The sequence below is a fragment of the Streptomyces incanus genome (assembly GCF_042656345.1).
Taxonomy (GTDB): domain Bacteria; phylum Actinomycetota; class Actinomycetes; order Streptomycetales; family Streptomycetaceae; genus Streptomyces; species Streptomyces incanus.
This window is the reverse complement of sequence record NZ_JBHSPC010000007.1, coordinates 48795-70616: the sequence shown is the minus strand read 5'-3', so window position 1 is coordinate 70616 and position 21822 is coordinate 48795. Positions and strand designations below refer to the sequence as shown.

24 protein-coding genes and 1 pseudogene are annotated in these 21822 nt (G+C 68.9%); 5 read left to right on the top strand and 20 right to left on the bottom strand.

What is annotated here, in order from left to right; genetic code table 11:
* Positions 1-89: 89 nt before the first annotated feature.
* From ACFP2V_RS01685 to ACFP2V_RS01610, 16 genes are all read right to left on the bottom strand, one after another.
* Entirely contained in the window at positions 90-1124 is a 1035-nt protein-coding gene (locus ACFP2V_RS01685) for a hypothetical protein (protein WP_381204561.1), read from the bottom strand.
* Positions 1112-1780 (bottom strand): hypothetical protein, encoded by a 669-nt coding sequence (locus tag ACFP2V_RS01680; protein WP_381204472.1) that lies wholly within the window; start codon positions 1778-1780, stop codon positions 1112-1114. Before ACFP2V_RS01680 ends, ACFP2V_RS01685 begins: the two co-directional genes overlap by 13 nt.
* A 187-nt stretch (positions 1781-1967) precedes the next feature.
* The gene (locus ACFP2V_RS01675) at positions 1968-2615 is read right to left on the bottom strand and encodes an OmpA family protein (protein ID WP_381204471.1); all 648 of its coding nucleotides are present in this window, start codon (positions 2613-2615) and stop codon (positions 1968-1970) included.
* An 8-nt stretch (positions 2616-2623) separates the two neighbouring features.
* Positions 2624-3199 carry a hypothetical protein gene (locus tag ACFP2V_RS01670; protein ID WP_381204470.1) on the bottom strand — a complete coding sequence of 192 codons (576 nt, stop codon included), beginning with the start codon at positions 3197-3199 and terminating at the stop codon, positions 2624-2626.
* A gap of 30 nt (positions 3200-3229) precedes the next feature.
* Positions 3230-3832, bottom strand: a complete 603-nt coding sequence (locus ACFP2V_RS01665; RefSeq protein ID WP_381204560.1) for a pilus assembly protein TadG-related protein — start codon at positions 3830-3832, stop codon at positions 3230-3232.
* Positions 3829-4023: a Flp family type IVb pilin gene (locus tag ACFP2V_RS01660; protein WP_381204469.1), complete on the bottom strand. Its 195-nt coding sequence runs from the start codon at positions 4021-4023 to the stop codon at positions 3829-3831. The genes ACFP2V_RS01665 and ACFP2V_RS01660 overlap by 4 nt, the downstream gene beginning before the upstream one ends.
* 160 nt (positions 4024-4183) lie before the next feature.
* On the bottom strand, positions 4184-5092 hold the full coding sequence (locus tag ACFP2V_RS01655; protein ID WP_381204468.1) for a response regulator: 909 nt from the start codon (positions 5090-5092) through the stop codon (positions 4184-4186).
* Positions 5093-5135: 43 nt separating this feature from the next.
* Positions 5136-6707, bottom strand: coding sequence for a sensor histidine kinase (locus ACFP2V_RS01650; protein WP_381204467.1), 1572 nt, complete (start codon positions 6705-6707; stop codon positions 5136-5138).
* A 25-nt stretch (positions 6708-6732) separates the two neighbouring features.
* The gene (locus ACFP2V_RS01645) at positions 6733-7620 is read right to left on the bottom strand and encodes a DUF5936 domain-containing protein (RefSeq protein ID WP_381204466.1); all 888 of its coding nucleotides are present in this window, start codon (positions 7618-7620) and stop codon (positions 6733-6735) included.
* 54 nt (positions 7621-7674) lie between these two features.
* Positions 7675-8619 (bottom strand): type II secretion system F family protein, encoded by a 945-nt coding sequence (locus tag ACFP2V_RS01640; protein WP_381204465.1) that lies wholly within the window; start codon positions 8617-8619, stop codon positions 7675-7677.
* A gap of 10 nt (positions 8620-8629) precedes the next feature.
* Positions 8630-9967 carry a CpaF family protein gene (locus tag ACFP2V_RS01635; RefSeq protein ID WP_381204464.1) on the bottom strand — a complete coding sequence of 446 codons (1338 nt, stop codon included), beginning with the start codon at positions 9965-9967 and terminating at the stop codon, positions 8630-8632.
* Between the two features lie 207 nt (positions 9968-10174).
* A complete protein-coding gene (locus ACFP2V_RS01630; protein ID WP_381204463.1) occupies positions 10175-10594 on the bottom strand; it encodes a TadE/TadG family type IV pilus assembly protein in 420 nt (139 codons plus the stop codon).
* Between the two features lies 1 nt (position 10595).
* A complete protein-coding gene (locus ACFP2V_RS01625; RefSeq protein WP_381204559.1) occupies positions 10596-10928 on the bottom strand; it encodes a pilus assembly protein in 333 nt (110 codons plus the stop codon).
* A gap of 82 nt (positions 10929-11010) precedes the next feature.
* Positions 11011-12279, bottom strand: a complete 1269-nt coding sequence (locus ACFP2V_RS01620) for a CpaE/TadZ family protein (protein WP_381204462.1) — start codon at positions 12277-12279, stop codon at positions 11011-11013.
* A 9-nt stretch (positions 12280-12288) separates the two neighbouring features.
* Positions 12289-12996 carry a Flp pilus assembly protein CpaB gene (gene cpaB, locus ACFP2V_RS01615; RefSeq protein WP_381204461.1) on the bottom strand — a complete coding sequence of 236 codons (708 nt, stop codon included), beginning with the start codon at positions 12994-12996 and terminating at the stop codon, positions 12289-12291.
* A 109-nt stretch (positions 12997-13105) separates the two neighbouring features.
* Complete coding sequence (locus tag ACFP2V_RS01610; protein WP_381204558.1) at positions 13106-13975, bottom strand: hypothetical protein; 870 nt, start codon at positions 13973-13975, stop codon at positions 13106-13108.
* 497 nt (positions 13976-14472) lie between these two features.
* On the opposite strand from ACFP2V_RS01610, the gene ACFP2V_RS01605 reads away from it, so the two are divergent.
* On the top strand, positions 14473-16200 hold the full coding sequence (locus ACFP2V_RS01605; RefSeq protein WP_381204460.1) for a chitinase: 1728 nt from the start codon (positions 14473-14475) through the stop codon (positions 16198-16200).
* A 234-nt stretch (positions 16201-16434) separates the two neighbouring features.
* Here ACFP2V_RS01605 and ACFP2V_RS01600 read toward each other — a convergent pair whose 3' ends face one another.
* Entirely contained in the window at positions 16435-16950 is a 516-nt protein-coding gene (locus ACFP2V_RS01600) for an ATP-binding protein (protein ID WP_381204459.1), read from the bottom strand.
* 288 nt (positions 16951-17238) lie between these two features.
* On the opposite strand from ACFP2V_RS01600, the gene ACFP2V_RS01595 reads away from it, so the two are divergent.
* From ACFP2V_RS01595 to ACFP2V_RS01580, 4 genes are all read left to right on the top strand, one after another.
* A complete protein-coding gene (locus ACFP2V_RS01595) occupies positions 17239-18090 on the top strand; it encodes a helix-turn-helix domain-containing protein (RefSeq protein WP_381204458.1) in 852 nt (283 codons plus the stop codon).
* 12 nt (positions 18091-18102) lie between these two features.
* On the top strand, positions 18103-18294 hold the full coding sequence (locus ACFP2V_RS01590; protein WP_055592396.1) for a hypothetical protein: 192 nt from the start codon (positions 18103-18105) through the stop codon (positions 18292-18294).
* 88 nt (positions 18295-18382) lie between these two features.
* On the top strand, positions 18383-19144 hold the full coding sequence (locus ACFP2V_RS01585; RefSeq protein ID WP_381204457.1) for an SDR family oxidoreductase: 762 nt from the start codon (positions 18383-18385) through the stop codon (positions 19142-19144).
* A 78-nt stretch (positions 19145-19222) separates the two neighbouring features.
* Positions 19223-19855, top strand: coding sequence for a sigma factor (locus ACFP2V_RS01580; protein WP_381204456.1), 633 nt, complete (start codon positions 19223-19225; stop codon positions 19853-19855).
* Here ACFP2V_RS01580 and ACFP2V_RS01575 read toward each other — a convergent pair.
* From ACFP2V_RS01575 to ACFP2V_RS01565, 3 genes and pseudogenes are all read right to left on the bottom strand, one after another.
* Positions 19852-20255: pseudogene (locus tag ACFP2V_RS01575) on the bottom strand (Nramp family divalent metal transporter); the annotation flags it as partial. The gene ACFP2V_RS01580 and the pseudogene ACFP2V_RS01575 overlap by 4 nt on opposite strands.
* A gap of 34 nt (positions 20256-20289) precedes the next feature.
* Positions 20290-21510: an RNA-guided endonuclease InsQ/TnpB family protein gene (locus ACFP2V_RS01570; RefSeq protein ID WP_381204455.1), complete on the bottom strand. Its 1221-nt coding sequence runs from the start codon at positions 21508-21510 to the stop codon at positions 20290-20292.
* Positions 21511-21647: 137 nt separating this feature from the next.
* On the bottom strand, positions 21648-21812 hold the full coding sequence (locus ACFP2V_RS01565) for a hypothetical protein (protein ID WP_381204568.1): 165 nt from the start codon (positions 21810-21812) through the stop codon (positions 21648-21650).
* Positions 21813-21822 lie beyond the last annotated feature (10 nt).

Here is a 21822-nt window from a genome sequence, read left to right as displayed (position 1 = left end):
AGAGCAGCCGCGCCTCGATCCTGCGTGACGGCGTGTCGAGGCAGGCAGGTCAAGCGCGGATCTACGCGAAGGCGAGGGGATTGCGTGGGTCAGCGGTTGATGGCCTGGATCTCCTGCACGACGACGTCCTGGGTGGCGCCGAAGGTGCCGGCGGGAAGGTCGCCGCCCGCGCCGCCGGTACCGGTCCACTCGATCTCCCAGGTGACCGTGGCCTGGAGCGGGAAGGTGCCGTCGCCCGAGGACCGCAGGTACTTCACACCACAGGGCGGATCCTGCTCCGCCTTGCCCCCGGCATACGGCTCACCGATACGCCCGTCATTGATCTGACAGACACCGGACGCCGGGAACGTCTCCGCGTCCGGCGTACCCGGATCGATCTCCAGCGACACCGGCACCGCCGTGGCCGTCGCCTCAATACCGATCACCGGCACCGACGCGGTGACCGACACCGGCTTGAACTCCGCTCCGTCCAGCCACGCCCACGTCGGAAGGTTCACCTTGGCCTCCCCGGCAGGGGCCAACGTCACCTCCGTACCCGGGACACGAATCTCGGCGTAGGCGAGCTCCGCGAGGACCTCCGGAGTCACCGCATTCTCAATCCCGGCCGGCGGAGGATCGCCCTGGTCCACCCAGAAGTAGTCCTCGTCACAGGAATCCCAGCCCGGGGGATAGCTGTCATTGACGTAAGAACCCCACCAGTGGCCCTCACCCGTCTTGTCCTTGTTGAAATCCTTCTCGGGCTCGTCCGGGTTGAGATACTTCTTCCGCTGCTTGGCATCCCACTCATGCCCCGTCGACCCGGCCTCCCAGATCGGCTCCAGGTACTTCTGCAACTGCTCCGGCGTGTACTTGGGGGCATACCAACAAGCAGGTGGTGTCCACGACGTCGACGACCTCAACACACCCGCGGAGCCACCACGCCCGTTCTTCGAACGGTCGAACACCACACCACCCACAGTGACCGAAACAGTGCCGTCACCACCGACTTCAGCACTCTGCTCCGTCTCGCCATCCGTGCCACCACCGAAGCCCTTCTCCGCATATGAAGGGGTGGCAGCCGCGAGGACAAGGGCTGTAAGCCCAAGGGGAAACAGCAGGTGGCCGCGCCGAATCAAGGCTGGCACTTCGCACTCCCCCGCTGAGAGATCAGCCGCTCGGTAACCCACACGCCGTCCTTGCTCTTACGCAGGGTGCCGGCGTATACGACGTAAGAGTCCTTGCTCACCGACGTGACGTCGGTCTTTCCGGTCTCCAGAAACTTGTTGAAGGTCTTGCTCTGGTCCTCGCAATACACAAGAGAGGCGGTTCCGTCAGCCTTTATGGCCACACTCTCGTTATAGAAGCGGGTCACACCCGTTGTACGCGCCTTGTGATCAACAAACTCTTGAATGTACTTCTGGCTCCCAGCGGCGGCCGTGCCCTCTGAGTAGAAGCGGTAAGCGTCGTGAAGCGGATTCTGCTCGGCGATGGCCATGTCCACAGCCTTGATGCGCTGCTCGGCATCGCTGAGCACCGCATCCTTGTCCGTATCGCCGGTCTTCTTCCATTCGAACGTGTACGTGACGTCTGCGGGCAGTTCGATCTTCGGGCGTCCCTCGGCGGCCGGGGCCGGTGATGCGCTCGGCGAGGCCGACTTCCCACCCCCCGTGGCCGCGCCCGCGATCTTGTCGCTGTCCTTGTCCTTGGCGGAGCTCTCCTCGCTGCCTCCGCAGGCGGACAGCGTCAGGGCCGTGGTGGCGGTCAGCGCAAGCGCTGCGAGCAGGGTGGGACGGCGGTTCACGGTCGGCTCCCGGTGGGGCGAGGCTTCTCTCGAGCGCACCAACGCTATCCAGCGATGCGTAACGACACCAGAGAAATCAGTGGCGACCTGCCGGAAACATCCAGCCAGTCCCACTGCCCCGCGGCCCACTTGGAACGGACCCGTTACGCAAGCTGGGGGCGCCGGTTCCCGGCTGGGGTTCAGGTCGTCACTTCTCAGTGCGGGGGAACGTGATCTCGACCCGGCGATTCTTCTTGCGGCCGGCTTCCGTCGAGTTGTCGGCGATCGGGTACTGCTCGCCGTAGCCGCGCACCTCGTAGGTGACGTTGGGGTCGTTCAGCTCCTGGTCCAGGATGGTGTGAACCGCGTTCGCTCGTTTGCGGGACAGGACGTCGCCGTGGGCGGAGGAGCCCAGGTTGTCCGTGAAGCCGAAGACGCGGATCTTCGTCGCGTTCTGCTTCTTGATCTCCTCGGCGATCGTGCCGATACGAGCCTTCGCCTGGGCGCTGAGCTTCGCGCTGTTCTTGCCGAACAGCACCTCGGCCTGCAGTGCGAACGTCACCTCCGTGTTGGTGTCCTCGCGGCGCTCGTCACCGCTCTGCTCCTCGACGACCTGCTTGATGTCGAGGACCTTCGGTTCGGCGAGGGTGGCCCCGTCGGGGAGCTTCAGGTCCGGGTCGTTGCCGTCGAGTTCGACGGGGGCGGAGGCGGTGGCTTCGGTGCCTGGGGGGACGCTGGGGTCGTCGGCGGCGGCAGCGCCGGAGGCGCCGTAGAGGCTTGTGGCTACCAGGACGGTGACGGTGGTTGCTACGGCTGCGAGGCGTGGTGCCCCCGGGCGGGAATGGGTGAGAATCATGGCTGGCCTCACGCAGAGATCTCAATTGAGGCCGAGGCGAACGTAGGAAGTTGGAACGTCACTTCCGCCGTCTCGGTGGGTGGCGCGGGGAACTGCATGAAGACCGGAATGGATGCTCCCGGCTTGATTCTCGGCATGCCTGTCGTGGTCAGGGGGCGCCCATCCGTGTCACGCAGTACGTAGTAGCGCTTCTTGCTGGCAGGGTCTACCAGAGTCGCGCCGCCAAGCGAGACGCCGTGCTTCATGATTTCGGTCTCGTTGCCCCTGGTCTGGATTGGGATACGGGCCCCTTCGGCACCATCATTCTTGATCTCACCACTGACCGTCACGAACCCGCCGGCGTCCCTCGCCGCAGAGGTGACGACGAGAATCAGACCACCCTCGCCCTTCAGCTCTGCAAGACTCTCGTCCGTACCTTGCTGAGCGCTGGGGTCCGATTCTTTTTCCGTGGTGGCTGATGCCGAGGTCTCTGGCTTCTTGTCGTCGCCACCACCGCTGCAGCCAGCCACACCAATGGCCAGCCCAGCCGCGATGCCCGCTGCAGCCATCCCCCTGCGGGCCTTCGTTGCGAACCGAATGCTCATGCCTCTTCCTTCACCACTCGTCGTTCCTAGTCAGTCAGCCAGGTGGACGTCGAAGAGTTCCTGGGGTTCCGGGAGGAGCTCCAGAGGGTCTTCCGGGTCCAACTCCCAATCCCTGCCGTCGCAGGTGAGCTGAGGCAACACGCCGTCCCCCCCGTCATCGACAGGCAGATCAAACACGCATCGGGACTCAATCACTGCGGTGGCTGACGCCTTGGCGTACTTGCCTTCGGTCCCGGGAACAATGGAGTCTCCCACCGGCTTGTTGGTTTGAACCTCAACCTCGTATCCCAACAACCCCAGCGGTACGCATGCCAGCACCTCGGCATCATTCTGTGTGGCGAGTTGACCCGCACGTGGGCACGACGAAGCGAGCGCTCCCCCGTCACCATTGAAGATAGCCTCCCACTTGGTCGGATCCAGAAGGTTCTCGACCCACGCCCCAGCGAGTTGATCACGTCTGTCCTGGGCCGCAGCAAGCGCAGCCGCGTCGGCAGCCGTCTGAGCACCGTTCCTATTCGCCGCTGCTTGGCCAACCGCGAGGTAGGCAAACGCGAGAAAGAGCAGACCCGCCACCACCATGATGTAGATGGGGAAGGCCTGCCCTGCGTCGTCGCAACTGAGACGCCGGGTCAGCCGATAACCTCGTCGATCTTGGCCGTGATCGCGTTGAAAATCGTCTCGCCAATGCTCGTCCCCGTGATCGCCAGCACGATCGCCACCACCACCGCGATGATGCCCAGGTACTCCACCGCCGTCTGGCCCCTGTCGTTGCGGGCGGTGCGGGATTGGAGGTAGGTGACCGTGGTGTTGATCCAGTTGCTCATGGTGTTCCCCTCCGGCTGACGCGGTTGCGGCTTCCTTCAGGGTGCCGCATTCGATATCAGCAACGTACGGCGAATTTCCCAGTCCGCCAGAGGGCCCCAGGACCCAATCCCGGGCCCAGTTGACGGGCCGCCGCTTCGTCCCCCTTGACGTCACCGCAGGTCACCCCAGTCCTCGTGCGGAATCCGGGGCCGTGCCGAGCCACTTCGCGGCGGCTTCGGAACGGCTGGTGCTGTGGAGCTTGGCGAAGATGCGGTTGATGTGGTTCTTGACCGTCTTCTCGCTGATGAAACAAGTGGCGGCGATCTGCTGGTTGTTCATGCCGGATGCGATGTGGTTCATGATCTCCGCCTCCCTGCTGCTCAGTGGGAACCTCGACCTGTCGGGAACGGCCGGACGACCGCTTGTCCATCCTGACGACGACTGTCCCACATGCGGTTGCAGTTGCGAAAGGTTTTGTGAAGAAATAGGTGAGGGTGCGGGCAGCGGTGCAATTAATTGCCCTGGTGGTACGGCCTGTTGGAGGTTCATATGCGGCAGCTTCGTCATGGAAACTTCGTATGCAGTCGCATCTGTACGGCCTCCCAGGCATTCCGGCAGGGGCGGGCCCGAGGGCGTCCTGCGGAGCTGGGCCAGCAGCGCTCCTGCCGCCGTGGGGGTGAAGTGGGGGCGGCCCTGGCTGATGTCCCGTACCGCCGAGACCAGTTGGTCCGCCGTGAACTCGCCGTGGACCAGGTATCCGCCCGCTCCCCTGCGCAGTGCCTCCTCGACGATCTCCGACTCCCCGCTGTACGTCAGCATCACCACCGGAGCGATCCGCACCAGGTACGGGAGTGCCGAGATGCCGTCCATGCCCGGCATCCGGACGTCGAGGAGAATGACGTCCGGGTGGTGGTCGCGGGCCGCCTCGCAGGCCTCCCTGCCGTCTGCCGCCTCCGCCACGACCCTTATCTCCCCCCGGCCGGAGAGCAGGGCCGTCAGGCCCGCGCGGACCACGGGATTGTCGTCGGCGACGAGGACCCGCAGGGTCGCGGTGGTCGGGGGCGCCTGGTTCGGCATCATCCGCGTCATCGGGGTGCCTCCTCTCGAGGTGTACGGGGTAAGGGGTACGGGGTCATCGGGCCGCCTCCGCTGTCGCGAACGTGTCTGTGCGGGGCCTGGCGGGCGCCAGGGGGAGTTCCAGGCGGACCTCCGTGCCGCGCGGGTGGGTGCCCCGGCCGACGCGGATGCGGGCGCCGATCGCCGCCGCACGCTCGACCATGCCGACCAGGCCGAAGTGGCCGTCCCTGCTGAGTTGTTCGAGGTTCGTGCCGGGCGGGAGACCGCGGCCGTCGTCGTGGACGATGACGCGGAGCAGGTCGCCGTGGACGCCCGCGCCGACGGCGACCCTGGTCGGGCAGGCATGGCGATGGGCATTCTCCATGGCCTCTCCGACGATGGTGAGGACTTGGCGGGCCACCGGGAGGGGAACCGCGGCAGGGCGGTGCGGCCGGTCCGCGTTGTCGCCCGTCCGACCGAATGCCGTCGGGAGGCCGGTGCGGGCGCTGAAGTCGCTTGTGCACACTGCCAGTTCGGCCAGTAGGTCCACGCTCTGCCCCACGCCCGCACCCTTACTCGCTCCCGTGCCCGCCGCCGCGCCCCGGGGCGGCTCGCCGCGCAGGTCCGCCAGGAGTTCGCGGGACTCGGCGGCGGCTCTGCGGGCCGAGCGGGCGACCAGTTCCGCCTGTTGTCGTACCAGCGCCACGTTCACGTGCCCGGCGCTCGCCGAGCCGGCCAGGCCGTCGGCGGCCAGAGCGACGCCGTACAGGGTCTTCGCCACCGAGTCGTGCATCTCGCGGGCCAGACGCGCGCGTTCCTCGCTGACCGCCTCCGTGGCGGCCAGACGGGCCTGGACCGTGGTCAGGGCCCGGGTGGCCGTGCCGAAGCGGAGCAGGAGGTTGCGGAGGCTGAAGCCGACCGCGCCCGCGATGACGCAGAGGCCGGGCAGGAACAGGGTCTCCGTGAGGTTCGCGTGCGGGTCCGCCAGGGTCGCGTGGACCAGGAGCAGGATCAGGCCCTGGAGGGAGGCGAACGCCGCCGCTCCCCGCCGGCCGTAGACCAGACCGGCGAGGAGTGGGGTGCAGACGCCGGCGTAGGCGAGGAGGCTGTCGGGGCCGGCGGAGACGAGGAGGAGGGAGCCGAAGAGGGTGTCCACGGCGAGCAGGCTGGGGTGGCGCAGGAGGAGGGGGCCGAAGCGTTCCCAGTCCCGTACGAGGACGTAGGACGCCATGAAGGTGACCACGACCGCGATACCGACCAGGCGCACTCCCCAGCCCGGCCCCGCGTTGAGCAGGGCGGCGGGGGCGGCGAGCGCGATCACCGCCAGCCGGAAGCCGAACGCCTGCCGGCACAGGGCCTGGAGGGCGTTGATCTGGAGGTCGACGTCCGGATCGGGTGGATCGGGTGGATGGGGGGTGCCCCGGTCCCTTGCGGGGCGGCTGTCGTTCGCCGGTGGCACCGGCGGCATCTGGGCGTCCGGCACGCTCCTGACGACAGACTCCGGGAGGGCCGAATACCCCGGGAGGGCCGGGAAGCCCGCCGAGGTCCTGGTGGTCCGGGGTGGCCGGGCGCGGCACCACAGCCCTCTTCGGCCCCTTTGCCGGTTTCCGCGCCCCAGGCGTCGCCTGCGCTCCCCGGTCGTCGTCATCCCACCGTCCACCGTCCCCTGCCCCTCACTCGCCCGTGATCGAGCCGAAGTCGGTGCCGGAGCCCAGGATCAGGCCCGCGCCGAGGAGGATCATCGTGGCCGGGACCATGAACGTGGTGATCATCATGGTGGCCTTGGGGACCGCGCGGGCCGCCTTGCGGCGGGCGTTCTGCGCGTCCGTACGGCGCATGTCCTTCGCGAGGGCGACCAGCGTCTCCACGATGGGGGCGCCGAGGTCCTCGCCCTGCTGCAACGCGGTGACGAACATGGCGACCTGCTCGGAGTCGTTGCGGCGGCGCAGTTCCGTGAAGGCTTGGCGGCGGCTCATGCCGAGGTCCATCTGGCGGAGCGTGATGCGTAGTTCGTCCGCCCACGGGCCCTCGTACTTGGTGGCGACCCGGTCCAGGGCCTGCCGGAAGCCGAGGCCCGCGCTGACGACGACGGCGAGGACGTCCAGGAAGTCCGGCAGGGTCCGCTCGATCACGTCCCGGCGGATGCGGATCGCCGACCAGATGCCGACCTCCGTCCAGAACGCGCCGAAGGCGAGCAGCAGCAGGGCGACGAAGAACTGCCCGCGCATCAGGAAGACCAGGAAGCCGAGGCCGCCGAGGAAGCCGTAGACCGCGCGGCGGGCGGCGTAGCGGTCGATGGTGAGGCCGCCGGGATTGCCCGCGAGGTCGATCTTGCGGCGGTACTTGGCGACCCGCTGGGGGCCCATGACGCGCAGGACGGCCGGGGCGTAGCGCATGCCCATGCGGTCGACGAGCGAGTCCACCGCGCCGGTGCGGGTGGCGCCGACCTCCAGGGCGAGAACCAGGTCGGCGGGGAGTTTCGCGTCGGCGCGGTACATGCGCACACCGGCGAAGACGCCCCATACGGCGATGCCCATGACCAGCGCCAGCAGAAGTCCCATGTCAGTCAGTCCCTCCTCTGCCAATCCACGATTGCCGATCCACGATCCGGCTGCTCAGACGTCGATGCGGGACAGGCGGCGGATCAGGATGAAGCCGATCGCGTACAGGCCGAAGGCGACGATCACCGCACCCTGGCCGACCGGGGAGCCGGTCATGCGTTCCAGGGCGCCGTCCTTCACCCCGTTCATCAGGAACAACGAGCCGACCCCCAGAACGGGGACGGCGTACGACGTCATGCTCACCTGGGAGAGCTGGGTACGGACCTCGCGCCGGGTCTCCTTGCGCTCCTCCAGGGTCTCGGTGAGGTTGCGCAGAGCGCTCACCACCTGGCCGCCGGCCCGGTTGGACAGCACCAACGTGGTGACGAGGACGACGAGTTCGCGGGACGGGAGCCGCTGGGCCAGCTCGCCCAGCGCATCGTCCATCGAGGCACCGAGGGCCAACTGGTTGTCCACCTTTGCCAGTTCCTCGCCGGCCGGGGCCTCCAGCTCCTCCGCCGCCATGCCGATCGCCGTCCGCAGGGCCAGGCCGGCCTGGGTGGCGTTGGCCAGGATGCGGGCGAGTTCGGGGAGTTGGTTGATGAACTTCTCGATGCGTTTCTGGCGTTGCCAGTCGAGGAACTGGAACGCCGCCCAGATGCCGAGCAGTCCGGCCAGCGGGCCGAAGAACGGGGCCAGGACGGCCTGGCCGGTGAGGAAGAGGCCCAGGCCCATGGCGACCATGCAGGCGAAGAACTCACCCGGGGTGATGTCGAGGCCGGTCGCCATCAGACGCAGTTCCAGTTTCCTGCCGAACGCGGTGCTGCGCAGCCGGCGGTCCAGGGTGGGGAAGTGCCGTCGGCGCCCGTTGACCGTGACCTGGCCGGTGTACGCCAACCGGTCCACCAGCGCCTGCCGCTGAGCCCTGCCCGCTGCGTACAGGTGCACGCCGACCACCGCGAGGACGCAGGTCAGCAGCGCGATGCCGGTGGTCAGCGTGATCAGGTTCTGCAGATCCATGGCAGCGGTCCTACCTGGCTTCTCGGGTGGTGAGCTGGTCGAGGGAGCGGGCGATACCGAAGGCCGGCGGGACGGGCTGACTCGCCATGTAGAGGCGTTCGGCGGTCCGGCGCGGGAGCGGGTGATGCTCGTACGCGCCGTAGATACGGCCGTCGGAGGCCATCGGCTGCGCGTTGAACCGGGAGACCGTGGCCAGCCGGTACGGTTCACCGCCGTGGCTCTCCAGCAGGGCGATCTCGGTGATGCGGCGGGCGCCGTCGGCGAAGCGGGTGAGCTGGACGAGGACGTCGACGGCGCTGTTGATCTGGTCGTGCAGCGCGACGAAGGGGATCTCCACCTCCGACATGGAGGCGAGGGTCTGGAGCCGCATCAACGCGTCCTCCGCGCTGTTGGCGTGGACGGTGGCGAGCGAGCCGTCGTGGCCCGTGGACATCGCCTGGAGCATGTCCAGGGACTCGCCGCCGCGGACCTCGCCGACGACGATCCGGTCGGGGCGCATGCGCAGCGAGTTGCGCACCAGGTCGCGGATGGTGATGCGGCCCTTGCCCTCGACGTTCGGCGGGCGCGACTCCAGGCGGATCACGTGCGGCTGCTGGAGCTGGAGTTCGGCGGAGTCCTCGATGGTGATGATGCGCTCGCCCTCGGGGATCAGGCCGGAGAGGGCGTTGAGGAGGGTCGTCTTCCCGGTGCCGGTGGCGCCCGACACGATCACGTTGAAGCGGGCCTGCACCAGGCCCGCCAGCAGGTACAGCATGTGCTCGTCGAGCGAGCCGAGGCCGATCAGCTCATGGAGGGTGAAGGAGCGCGGGAAGCGGCGGATGGTGAGGGTGGCGCCGGTCAGGGACAACGGCGGGATGATGACGTTGACGCGCTCGCCGGACGGCAGGCGCGCGTCCACCATCGGATTCGACTCGTCCACACGGCGGTTGACCGTCGAGACGATGCGCTCGATGGTCTGCATCAGCTGGTCGTGGGAGGCGAAGCGCATCGGCAGCTGCTCGACCCGGCCGCCGCGCTCCACGAAGATCGCGTCGGGGCCGTTGACCATGATCTCCGTGACGGAGGGGTCCTCGAGGAGCGGTTCCAGGATGCCGAGGCCGAGTGCCTCGTCGACGACCCTGCGGATCAGCTGCGAGCGCTCCACGGTCGACAGGACCGGGCCCTCGCGGCTGATGATGTGCCCGAGCACCCGCTCCAGTCTCGCCCGGCGCTCGGCGGCGGCCAGCGAACTCATCTCCGCGAGGTCGATCTCCTCGAGGAGCTTGGCTCGGTAGGAGGCGACCAGATGGCCGTCCTCGCCCCGGTTGCCCTTCTCCTCGGGGGAGTTGATACGTGCCCGCAGACTCATGAGTCCGGCGCTCCTCGTTGCTGGTTCCTTGTGCGGTGGTCGGTTTCCGGTCGGTGGCGGTCGGTGGTCGGCGGCGGTCGGTGGTCGGCGGCGGTCGGTCGACGGCGGTCGGTCGGCGGTCGGCGGTCGGCGGTCGGCGGTCGGCAGTCGGCAGTCGGCGGTCGGCAGTCGGCGGTCGGGGTACGACGATCGGTTGCCGGTGGGTGGTCAGTGGTCGACGGGCATGGTGGCGGTCTTCCGGGCCCGGCCGAAGTCCCAGCCCGGCACGATCGACGGGATGTCGATCGTCGCCGTGACGGTGACCTCGTCGCCGCCACCGGACGCCCCGCAGTCGGTACGGCCGGCCAGCCAGCCGCTGACCGCGACGGCGCAGGCCGGCCCCGCCGCCTCGTCGAGCGAGGCACTGCGGGCACCCGCACGGGCCGCGGTCCCGGCCTGCTGGGCGGTGTACGCGATCAGGCCCAGTTGTACGGCGGCCATGGCGACGATGATCAGGACCGGCAGGAAGCCGAGGTACTCGATCGCCACCTGCCCGCGGTCCCGGTGCCGTGTGCGCTCGCCCCGCGTGCGGTCGGTCCCCACGCGCTCGGTCCGCGTTCGCTCGCCCCGCCTGTCGTCGTACCTCATGTCAGTCCCCCACCTCCTCCTCCACCGCGCCCGCGTGACCCTTCACCTCGAAGGGGAAGTTGGCAGTGCCGGGGAAGAGGACGGGGACGCGCAGCGTCACGTCGGCGGTGACATAGCCGCCCCCGGTTCCGCACTTCACCGTCGCCGCTCCCTCCCAGGCGCCGGGCAGCTTGTCCAGTCCTGCCGCCTGGCAGGCGCCGTCGCGCGCGCCCGGGTCCGCGGCGGTGGCCGCCCGTACCGCCTCGTCCGCAGCATTCCCCGCGAGGGTGAACGTGTATCCCAGCAGCACGAGTTGCCACAGCACCACGAGCGTCACGAGGATCGTCGGGATCATGCCGAGGAACTCGATGGTGACCTGTCCTCGGTCCCGGCCCTGACCCCGGCCCGAGTGAGCGTGCTTCTCCTCCCCCTTCACCTCATCCCCCTCCGTCCTTGCGTCGTCGGATGCTCACCGCTCCGCGGTCGCCGCGCGGCCGGTCTCCCCGCAGCCGACCGGACTTGTGGGCGCCCTCGGTGGGCTTGACCAGGCCGAGCTCTCCGGCCAGGGCCCACAGGGCCTGCTTCACCGTGCTCTTGTTCTCCAGTTCGTGGACCCGGCCCGCGTCCACGACGTGCTGGAGTTCCTTGAAGTTGGCGGGGATCACGGTGGCCGCGACCGCGGTGCCGGTGATCTTCTGGATGAGCGGGGGCTGGATCTCCGTGCCCCGGGTGTGGCGGTTGACGACGACCGTGGTCTCCTCCGCCTTGCGGATCTGGAGCCGGTCCCACATCCGTACCGTCCGTTTGGCGCCCCGGACGGAGACCACGTCCGGGGTGGTGACCAGGAGCGCGGTGTCGGCGGTCTCGACGGCGGCCGCGCCGGCCCCGACGAGTTGGGCTCCGGTGTCGACGACCACGACCTCGTACCGGGAGCGCAGGGCGCCGACGATGTGGCGGGCGGCCCGGTCGGTGACGTCCTCGCCGCGTTCGCCCTCGGCGGGGGCGAGGAGCAGGGTGAGGCCGGTGTCGTGGCGGAAGACGGCGTCGGCCAGGACGCGCGGGGAGATGTCGGTGATCGTCGCGAGGTCCACGACGGACCGCCGGAACTGGACGTCCAGGAAGGAGGCGACGTCGCCGCTCTGGAGGTCCAGGTCGACCAGGGCGGTGCTGCGGCCGGACGCCTGGGCGGCGAGGGCGAGGTGGATGGCGGTCAGGGTCGCGCCCACGCCGCCCTTGGCGCCGCTGACGGTGACGACCGTGCCGCCGACGCCGGTGAACACGTCGCCGCCGGCTCCGAGATGGCGGCGTACGCCGGACGACCACTGGGCGACGGCGTGGACGCGGCTGGCGAGTTCCTCGTAGCTGAGCGGCAGGGCGGCCAGGCCGCGGGCTCCGTAGTCCATGGCGGCCTGGAACAGGCCGGGGCTTGCGTCGGAGGTGACGAGGACGACCCCGACGGCGGGGAAGCGCAGGGCCACTTCGCGGATCAGTTCCAGCGCGGGGACCGGGCCGATCCGCTCGTGCACGACCACGACCTCGGGCAGCTCGTCGATCGACTCGGCGGCCAGGCGCGCGAGGGTGTCGACGAGCTGGGTGGAGTCGGCCACCGGGGTCATCGGCTCGGCGTCCGGGAGCTGGCTGAGCAGCATGATGATGGACCGGACGGCGTCCGCGTCACCGACTGCCGGGAGGATCCTCGTGGGCATGCGGGCCTCTCACTTGTCCTTCGCGAGTTCGTACGTACGGTCCTGCTCGGGGACCGTGGTGTCGCCGCCGGGGGCGACGAGTGCGAGCCTGACCCGCTGGGCGAAGGACTCGGCGTAGGTGATGCGCTGGGCGTCGATGGTGGACAGCGCGAAGGTGATGGGGACGGCGTCCGTGGGCTGCCGGCCGCGGTCGTTCTCGTCGGGTTCGAGGGCGGTGATCCGGCCGACGTCGAGGACCTTGGCGTTGGTCACGATGATCTTGGACTGGGCGGGGGCGCCCTCGCGTTCCCCTTCGAAGGTGGCGTAGACGTTGACCGACGAGCCCGGCGTGATCTTTCCGGCGACGCCGGTGGCCGCGTCGATCATGATGGCGACCTCCTGCTGCCCCGGTTGCAGGGCGGGCTGGTTCACGATCATGTCGCTCTGCAGCAGGGAACCCTCGCGCAGCGTGGTGACGGCGATCTTGCCCCGGATGTCGCCGAGATCGGTGACCGCGTTCTCCGACAGCCAGCGCTCGGGCATCTCGATCTTCTCGAACTGGCCCGTACTGAGGGGCGTATACGGTGCCACATTTGTTTTCAGCCGGTACGCGCTGACCTCGGGACCGACCTTGGACTCCACGTCGTTGATGACGGAGAGCACGCCGGCGAACGCGGCGAGGGCGCACAGGATCGACAGGAGCAGGAGTATCACGCCGCGGCGCTGACGGGAGTTCATAGACCGTGCAACCTCATTGGGGGATGTGGGCCGAGCGGGTTCGAGTGGGACGGCCGAGCGGGACGGCCGGGGACGGCGTGCCGGCGACAGCGCCGTCCGGCCGTCCGGGTCAGGTGCGCCGGACGAGGGCCCTGCCGGCGTTCCTGTTGCTGTTCCTGTTCCTGCTGTCGTGGGCGGGTACGGACGGTGGTGTGGCCGAACAGAACACGCACCGGTCGCCGATGACGTCGATGCCGCACCAGTGACAGATGCCGCGCCGCACGCTCGTGACCAGCTGATAGAGGACGGAGAGGTCGGGCAGGTAGGTGCAGAACTCGATGACCTTGCCGGTCCCCCACCAGCTCGGGGACTCGGCGGGGAGCGGCGCCTCGCGCAGCCCCTGCACCTTCCAGGACGGCGCCAGGGTGCCGGTGACCCAGTCGGACTGGAGCTGCCCCTTGGCGACGAGCATCCAGGTTCCGAACTCCGGTCCTTCCAGGGCGGCTTCGGGGCCGAGGCGAACGAGTTGCGGCTGCGGGTGGGCGAGGACGGCGAACTGACTTCCGGGCACCCAGGACTTGGCGTGCTGCTTCAGGTTCACCGGGATCCGGTCGAGCCGGGTGACGGAGCCGAGCACGGCACCGGAGTGGATGTAGTGGACCAGCAGCCGGCCGGCCGAGGCGAGCACGCCGGGGCTGAGGTCGCAGGAACCCAGCTGCCGCAACTGGCGGGCCAGCACGGCGATTCCGAGCGGGGGCAGATCGGGGCTGAAGAGGGCGATCCGGTCGCTCTCCAGCAGGGAGCGCAGGGTGTGCAGCCGCCGCAGGACGGCGACGGGTGTCGCCTGGGAGCAGACCACGATGACGTGCCCGTGCTGCTCGATGAGCGCCTGGAGTTCGGTCAGGGCCTGTTCGAGCGGCAGGGTGGCGATGTCCCGCAGCACCGCGGCGGGCAGGGTCCGTTCGTCCTGCGGTGGCAGCGCCAGGTCGGCACTGGTCACGGCAATGGCAGTTTGCACGCGCGGCTCCCCGTTCTCCCCATGCCCCTCGGTCCACCGGAAGTCACTCCGGCGCACCCTGATGACTTCGCTGCGTGACTATGCGAGCACTGTAACCACGGCTCCATGGCCGGAGAACAGCGTTTGTGTAGCTCGTAAGCAACTGGCGTTGCACAAGTTGCGCCAAAACGGGGCACGTTGAGCATCTCGCTGGTCTCGATATGACTCACAGGGTGGAGATCCCGTGCACCGCCTTGACGCCGGAACCCGGGCGCGGAGGCGACCGGCGACCCGGAGCGCCGAGCGACCGAAGGCGACCCGGCTCCCCGAAATTGGTCTGGACCCATTGACAACCCTATTGGTCTGGACCACCTTGTTGGTCCAGTGGAGGCGACTGCCATCCCCATGGCTCTCCCCTCCCACTTCCGCCCCTATACCTCTGTACCCCCGTATCCCGCCCCATCCCCCCACCGGAGGCTTCAGTGGACCGCGCACCAGCCATGACCGAACCCCGAGGCAGAGACGCCGCCAGAAAGCCGGCCGGCGGCAAGGGCCGCCTCTGGGCGGGCGCCCTCGTCTCGGCCCTCGCTCTCACCCTCCCCCTCGTGGGGGCGGGCCAGGCGTCCGCGGCGGACGTGAACAACGTCAGGAACGCCGGTTTCGAGTCGGGTCTGAGCAACTGGACCTGTTCGGCGAACAGCGGGACGACCGTCTCGTCCCCCGTGCACGGCGGCACGGCGGCACTCAAGGCCACCCCGGCCGGCCAGGACAACGCCCGCTGCGCGCAGACCGTCGCTGTGCGGCCCAACTCCACTTATTCCCTGAGCACCTGGGTGCAGGGCGGCTACGCCTACCTGGGCGTGACCGGCACCGGCACGACGGACGTCTCCACCTGGACCCCGGACTCCACGAGCTGGAAGCAGCTGACGACGAGTTTCCGCACCGGCTCCGCGACCACGTCCGTCACGGTCTACACCCACGGCTGGTACGGGCAGCAGCCCTACTACGCGGACGACCTGTCGGTCTTCGGCCCCGACGGAGGCGGAGGCGGTGACCCGGCTCCGACCGTTCCCGGCACGCCGGGAGGCCTCAGCGTCTCGGGTACGACGTCGTCGACGGCGTCGTTGAGGTGGAACTCCGTCTCAGGCGCGACGGGTTACACCATCTACCGTGACGGTACGAGAATCACGGCGGTGACGGGCACGTCCGCGACGGTGACCGGCCTCGCGGCCTCCACCTCGTACTCCTTCCAGGTCGCGGCGACCAACGCGGCGGGCGAGTCCCCCAAGTCGACGGCGGTGACGGCCCGGACGACGGAGGGCAACGGCGGTGGCGGCGGTGTCCTGCCCCGGCACGCGGTGACCGGCTACTGGCAGAACTTCAACAACGGCGCGGCGGTGCAGCGCATCTCGGACGTGCCCGGCCAGTACGACATCATCGCGGTCGCCTTCGCGGACGCGACGGGCACGCCGGGCGCGGTCACCTTCAACCTGGACTCGGCGGGCCTGAACGGCTACACCGTCACCCAGTTCAAGGCGGACGTGCGGGCGAAGCAGGCGGCCGGGAAGAAGGTCATCATCTCGGTGGGCGGCGAGAAGGGCACCGTCTCGGTGAACGACTCCGCCTCCGCGACGAACTTCGCGAACTCGGTGTACACGGTGATGCAGGAGTACGGTTTCGACGGCGTCGACATCGACTTGGAGAACGGCCTCAACACGACCTACATGACGCAGGCACTGCGGTCGCTGTCCGCGAAGGCCGGCCCGGGCATGATCCTGACGATGGCTCCGCAGACCATCGACATGCAGTCCACGTCCAACTCCTACTTCCGGACCGCGCTGAACGTGAAGGACATCCTCACGGTCGTCAACATGCAGTACTACAACAGCGGTTCGATGCTGGGCTGCGACGGCAAGGTCTACAGCCAGGGCTCCGTGGACTTCCTGACCGCGCTGGCCTGCATCCAGTTGGAAGGCGGCCTCGACCCGTCCCAGGTGGGCCTCGGCCTCCCGGCCTCCACGCGTGGGGCGGGCAGCGGCTACGTCTCCCCGACCGTGGTGAACAACGCCCTGAACTGCCTGACGCGCGGCACGAACTGCGGCACCTTCAAGCCGTCCCGGACCTACCCGAGCCTGCGCGGCGCGATGACCTGGTCCACCAACTGGGACGCCACCGCCGGCAACGCCTGGTCCAACACGGTCGGCCCCCACGTCCACGCCCTGCCGTAACCGAACTCCCCCCGGTCACCCCGCCTCGAGGGCGCCGCTCCACCCGCACGGCTACGGGCGGAGCGGTGCCCTCAGCCGAACCACGGTTGCCGGTCGCGGCCGGGAGCACCGCACACCCTCCCGAAAGCGTGAACAGTTCGACTTCCTCTGTCCTGATATCGCCCGTTTGAGCACATGTGTGACAGTTGGGCGCCGAGTGTTCACGCTTTTCAGTAAGCCACCCTGCGGGGCGGGTCACTTTGACGGCAGGGACACAGGGGCGGGTGGGCTGCCGTACGCCCTCGCGCCCGTACTGGGCAGCGTTGCCCACATGCGGGTGCCGCCGCCCGGTTCGCGCGCCTCTCCGAAGCCCCAGGTGCCTCCACAGGCACGACAGACGCAGGACAGGAAGCGCAGGGCCGCGCGGCGGCGCGTGTCGCAGGCCGTGGCCAGCTTGGGGTGGGTGTGGCGCGGGTGACTGTCGTAGGCGATCACCTGGAGGGCGGAGGCACGGTAGCGGAGGGAGAGGTAGACGTCCGCCGACGCCGTGAACTGGCACGCCACCGCCGTCAGCTCACTCACCGCTTGCAGCACGGGGTCCAGCAGGCCCATCAGCCCGTGCGCCCTCAGCACCTCGCGCGACGCCGCTCGCGCCAGCGCCGGGCTCGTGAGCTGCGCGGGCAGCGTGAAGCCGTAGGCCAGGGTTTCGGGGACGGGGGCCGTGGGAGCGGCGGAGAGCGTGGGTGCGACGGGGCAGCGGGACACAGACATCGGTGGCTCCTTCGGTGAGGTACGGCAGCGCCCTGCCATGGGCAGCGGTCGGCGGTCGGCGGTCAGTGGTCAGTGGTCAGTGGTCAGTGGTCAGTGGTCAGTGGTCAGTGGTCGATGACGGCCGGCGGCAGTCGGTGGCTCCATCACGCGGGCAGGCTTGCGCGACGCACTGCCGACTGCGCCAGGTAGCTTGTGCGCTACTCGATGTAAGCATGACGGGGTTATGTTGCCCCTACATTTGGCAACAAAGGCACCCCATAGAGTGGCGCGAGCCAGAGAAGGGGCAGCATGGGCGCGAGGACGTCGCCGACCGAACGTCAGAAGAGGCTGGGTGCAGAGGTCCGGAGGATGCGTACGGCTGCCGGTATGACCGGCGAGTTCGCCGCCGGACTACTCGGTGTGGACCGGGGCAAGATCTCCAACATCGAGTCCGGTACTCGCGCCATCAGCCCCGAGCGGCTGCGCACGCTGGCCTGCAACTGTGACTGCGACGACGATGCCTACGTTGACGCCCTTGTCGAGATGGCACGGTCTGCAGGACAGGGCTGGTGGGACAAGTACCGGGGCAGCCTCCCGGCCGGGCTGCTCGACATCGCCGAGTTGGAGCACCACGCGGTACGCCTACGCAGTGTGCACCTGATCCACATGCCCGGACTGCTCCAGTCGACTGCTCACGCACAAGCCGTGTTCAAGGCCGCGCTGCCTCCGCTGCCAGAACATGAGGTCGCGCTACGGCTGGCACACCGCCTGGAACGTCAGCGAGTACTGGAAGGCGACAACCCCACCGCATACGTCGGGATACTCCACGAAGCGGCTCTGCGCATGCAGTTCGGCGGACCGAAAGTGGCACGTGGGCAGTTGGAGCACCTGCTCACCATGTCCGACTTGCCTCACGTGTCGTTGCAGGTCATTCCATTCGCAGCCGGAGCCTTTCCTGGCGCAGGTCAGACCGTCGTCTACATGGAAGGGCCGGTACGGCGCCTCGACACCGTACAGATCGACAGCACCCACGGCCCGGAATTCATCTACCACGAAGCACAGTTGTCCAAGTACCGGGCTCAGCTCGACTGGATGGAGCAGCACGCCCTGTCGCCCGCGGATTCCCACGGCTTCATCCAGGACATCGCCAGCCGGCTTTAAGGAGACATCACCATGCTCGACATCGTCTGGGAAGAACCGTTCTGCGCCGAGGGATCGGCCTGCTTCCGCCTCGGTACCGACCAGGACGGCAACGGCTACATCGCCATAGCCGGCTCCGAGGACGACTACCTCACCGACAGCCGTGACGCCCTGCGGCGCATGATCCTCGACATCAAGGCGGGGAAGGCCGACCACCTGCTGTGAAGCCGGTGCCGGTGGGGTCGGCCGGGTCAGCGACACAGGGAGTGTCGTCCCCTGGTTCCACCGGTCGTCTGTGCGCATCGTGGAAGACATGACTACGAACCCTGAAGCCCTCGCACCGTCGGCCGCTCGCGTCGCCGTCGTGACCGGTGGATCGCGCGGCATCGGCCGGGCGGTCTCCCTGAAGCTCGCCCGGGACGGTCTGGCCGTCGTGGTGGACTACGCCGGCGACACGGCTGCCGCCGAGGAGACGGTGAAGACGATCACCGCGGTCGGCGGGCAGGCGATCTCCGTACGGGCGGACGTGGCGGACGAGCATGCGGTCGCCGCGCTGTTCGATCGGGCGGAGGGCGAGTTCGGCGGTGTGGACGTCGTCGTGAACGCCGCCGGCCGGCTCGCGCTCTCCCCCATCGCCGACCTCGACCTGGCGGTGCTCGACGCCGTGCACCGCACGAACATCCGCGGCACCTTCGTGGTCGCCCAGCAGGCCGCGCGGCGGCTGCGTGCGGGCGGCTCGTTCGTGGGTTTCTCGACCTCCGTGGTCGGCACGCAGCTCCCCGCCTACGGCGCGTACACGGCGAGCAAGGGCGCCGTCGAGGCGATCACACTGATCCTCGCCCGCGAGCTGCGCGGGCGGGACGTCACCGTGAACACGGTCGCCCCCGGACCCACGGCCACCGACCTGTTCCTCGAAGGCAAGACCCCCGAGCAGATCGCCCCGCTCGCCAAGGCCCCCGCGCTGGAGCGGCTCGGCACCCCGGAGGACATCGCCGAGGTGGTCGCCTTCCTCACCGGCCCGGAGGGCCACTGGGTGAACGGCCAGATCCTGCGGGCCAACGGAGGCCTGGTGTGACGTGGGGGTGAAACATTCCCCCGGGCCCGGCGCATCAATGAGGTGAGAACCGTGGGGTGAGCCGAGGGGGATGCGATCATGGGGAAGGACGGCCGCGAGGGCGGGTACGGGGACTTCGCGGTGGCGCGGGCCGGGCATCTGTACCGGTCCGCGTGTCTGCTCACCGCCGGGGACACGCACCTCGCCGAGGACCTCGTCCAGGAGACACTCGGGCGGGTGTACGTGCACTGGGGGCGGGTTTCCCGCGTGGACAACCCCGCCGGGTACGCGCAGACCGTGCTCACCCGCGCGTTCCTCACCCACCGGCGGCGGCGCAGCAGTACCGAGCGCTCGACCGCCGTGTTCCCGGATCTGCCGGAGGAGTACGCCTATCTCGTCGTCGACGACGGCGAGGGGAAGAGCTTCGTCCAGCTCAACGTCCAGCACCGCAGCCTGGATGACGCGGACCGGCTCTACGGTTCCGCCGAGATGCTGGACGACGGAACCCGGGTCGCTACCCAGCAGGGGCCGGGAGAGAAGGGCGCCGTCGGTGTCGTCATGTGGACCGTCGACACCCTGCGGGCCGACGGCATGCGTGTGGTGATCAGCGCCTTCAACACCGGCGCTCAGCACGAGGACGCCACGCGCGACGCCCCCGCGCTGAGCATGAAGGAACTCCGGAAGATCACCCTCAGCTCCCGGTGGGACGACCTGGCCTGGCCTGACCGCTAGAAGAACTCCGACCAGGGATGGTCCCAGACCTGCTTGACGCACAGGACCAGGAAGAGGAGGCCCGCGATGACGAGCATGCTGTTGCTGAGGGCCCCGTTGTGCCATTCGCGCGGTGTGCGGGCGGAGTTGAGGAGCCAGAGCAGGGTCAGGGCAAGGAAGGGCATGAAGGCGGCGCCCAGGACGCCGTAGATGATGATGAGGCGGAAGGGCTGGCCTTCGAACAGGAGGATCATGGGCGGGAAGGTCAGCCACAGCAGGTAGGCGCGGAACGGCCAGGACTTCTCCGGGCGGCCCGACGCGATGGCCTCGCCCGTCGACGCCTTCGCCTTCTTCCGGCCGCGCGTCACGAAGTCGGCGAACATCAGGCTCACCCGTGCCACACGCCGATCAGCGACTTGAATCCTCCCCTCCCTGAAGGGAAGGGGATTCCTGGCTCAGGCCGCCTCCCGGAGCAGCGCTCCGGGAGGTCTTCCGCCCTCGGCACCAGCCGGGGCCAGACCAGCCCGGATCAGCATCACGCGTGCGGAGTTCTTGTCCCGCGGGGACACGGTTCCGCAGGCGGCGCAGGTGTAGGTGCGTTCACCCAGCGGCAGTGCGTGCTTGGCTCTCGCATCGCAGTGCGCGCAGTCCATCGTGGTGTGCGCGGGATGTACGAGACGCATGTCCCGCCCGTGCTTGCGGCCCATCTCGAGCAGGGCGGCCTTGGTGGCGCCGATGGCGGCGTCGGCTGCTTTGCGGGCCATGGTGGTCTTGGCCAGGAACTTCGGGCGGAAGTTCTCGACCGCGATGATGTCGTGGTCGCGGACAACTTTCTTGGCCCACTTGCGCCCGGTGTCCGCACGCTGGCTCGCGACCTTCTTGTGGGCCTTCGCCCGCAGTTTCCCCGCCTCGCGGTAGCCCTTCGATGCGGGCTCGCCCTTCTTCGGCTTGCGGCGGGCCATCATCCGGTCGTACCGGGCCAGCTTCGTTCGGGCCTTCCTGCCGTGCTCGGCGTGTGGCAGGTCGTGCGCGTCGGACGTGGTGGTCGCGGTCTCCTTCACACCCCAGTCGACGCCGAGGACGTGACCGGTCTCCGGCAGGGGCTGGACCTGGGCGGGGACGACGAACGAGCAGTACCAATGCCCGAGGCCGTCCTGGTACAGGCGTACCGAGGACGGCTCGGCCGGCAGCTCCCGCGACCAGACCACCGCCAGGACGACGCCGCCCGCCAGGTGCAGCCGGCCGTCCTTCAACCGGAACCCGCGCTTCGTGTAGTTGAGGGTCGCCAGTGCCTCGCGTTTGGTCTTCCACTTCGGCATCCCGGCCCGGCGCGCCATGGGCAGGCGCTCCTTGATGTTCTTGTGCGCCTTGGCGCGGGAGCGACCGAAGTCGCGGATGACCTGCTGCTGGGGAACCGACGAGCCCCCACGCAGCCACGGCGTACGGGCGCGGGCCTCGGTCAGCATCCTGTCGAGCCGAGCCGGGCCGCATGTGGCCTTCTGCCCGGTGGACTTGTTGTGCAGGTGCACGGCCCTGGACTTGGCGACGCATTCGTTCCACACCCAGCGGCACCGGTCCCACTCCGCCGCCAGGACGGTACGGGCAGCGCACGACACGCGCAACCGGTAGGTGTACCGGGCATGCCCGACCCCCGCATCCGCCCTCACCTGCGCCACCTCGCCCCCTCACGGCCCCGCCGGGACACTCCGCCACCCCGGGCCCTCCGAAGGACCATACGTACGACAGCCGCACAGACACACCCCGATCCCACAGCCACCACCCCCACCAGCGACCACAGACACACGCGTTCGCATCACCTCGGCGACAGCGCCGGCGGTACGGGGGCGCCGCGTCGCGGACCGGATGCGGCGACAACGATGCCGGGGCCGATGTAGCGCCAACTGGACTTGCGGGGCTGGGGGCCGGGGCCGTGGGGTGGTGCTCCGGTGTCCTGGGTGTTTCCCATGGTGTCCGCCATGAAGGTCAAG

Coding starts and splice junctions, on each gene's coding strand:
- ACFP2V_RS01675 (WP_381204471.1), bottom strand. CDS start 2,615: ATGATTCTCACCCATTCCCGCCCGGGGGCACCACGCCTCGCAGCCGTA.
- ACFP2V_RS01670 (WP_381204470.1), bottom strand. CDS start 3,199: ATGAGCATTCGGTTCGCAACGAAGGCCCGCAGGGGGATGGCTGCAGCG.
- ACFP2V_RS01660 (WP_381204469.1), bottom strand. CDS start 4,023: ATGAGCAACTGGATCAACACCACGGTCACCTACCTCCAATCCCGCACC.
- ACFP2V_RS01655 (WP_381204468.1), bottom strand. CDS start 5,092: ATGACGCGGATGATGCCGAACCAGGCGCCCCCGACCACCGCGACCCTG.
- ACFP2V_RS01650 (WP_381204467.1), bottom strand. CDS start 6,707: ATGACGACGACCGGGGAGCGCAGGCGACGCCTGGGGCGCGGAAACCGG.
- ACFP2V_RS01645 (WP_381204466.1), bottom strand. CDS start 7,620: ATGGGACTTCTGCTGGCGCTGGTCATGGGCATCGCCGTATGGGGCGTC.
- ACFP2V_RS01640 (WP_381204465.1), bottom strand. CDS start 8,619: ATGGATCTGCAGAACCTGATCACGCTGACCACCGGCATCGCGCTGCTG.
- ACFP2V_RS01635 (WP_381204464.1), bottom strand. CDS start 9,967: ATGAGTCTGCGGGCACGTATCAACTCCCCCGAGGAGAAGGGCAACCGG.
- ACFP2V_RS01630 (WP_381204463.1), bottom strand. CDS start 10,594: ATGAGGTACGACGACAGGCGGGGCGAGCGAACGCGGACCGAGCGCGTG.
- ACFP2V_RS01625 (WP_381204559.1), bottom strand. CDS start 10,928: ATGATCCCGACGATCCTCGTGACGCTCGTGGTGCTGTGGCAACTCGTG.
- ACFP2V_RS01620 (WP_381204462.1), bottom strand. CDS start 12,279: ATGCCCACGAGGATCCTCCCGGCAGTCGGTGACGCGGACGCCGTCCGG.
- cpaB (WP_381204461.1), bottom strand. CDS start 12,996: ATGAACTCCCGTCAGCGCCGCGGCGTGATACTCCTGCTCCTGTCGATC.
- ACFP2V_RS01605 (WP_381204460.1), top strand. CDS start 14,473: ATGACCGAACCCCGAGGCAGAGACGCCGCCAGAAAGCCGGCCGGCGGC.
- ACFP2V_RS01600 (WP_381204459.1), bottom strand. CDS start 16,950: ATGTCTGTGTCCCGCTGCCCCGTCGCACCCACGCTCTCCGCCGCTCCC.
- ACFP2V_RS01595 (WP_381204458.1), top strand. CDS start 17,239: ATGGGCGCGAGGACGTCGCCGACCGAACGTCAGAAGAGGCTGGGTGCA.
- ACFP2V_RS01590 (WP_055592396.1), top strand. CDS start 18,103: ATGCTCGACATCGTCTGGGAAGAACCGTTCTGCGCCGAGGGATCGGCC.
- ACFP2V_RS01585 (WP_381204457.1), top strand. CDS start 18,383: ATGACTACGAACCCTGAAGCCCTCGCACCGTCGGCCGCTCGCGTCGCC.
- ACFP2V_RS01580 (WP_381204456.1), top strand. CDS start 19,223: ATGGGGAAGGACGGCCGCGAGGGCGGGTACGGGGACTTCGCGGTGGCG.
- ACFP2V_RS01565 (WP_381204568.1), bottom strand. CDS start 21,812: ATGGCGGACACCATGGGAAACACCCAGGACACCGGAGCACCACCCCAC.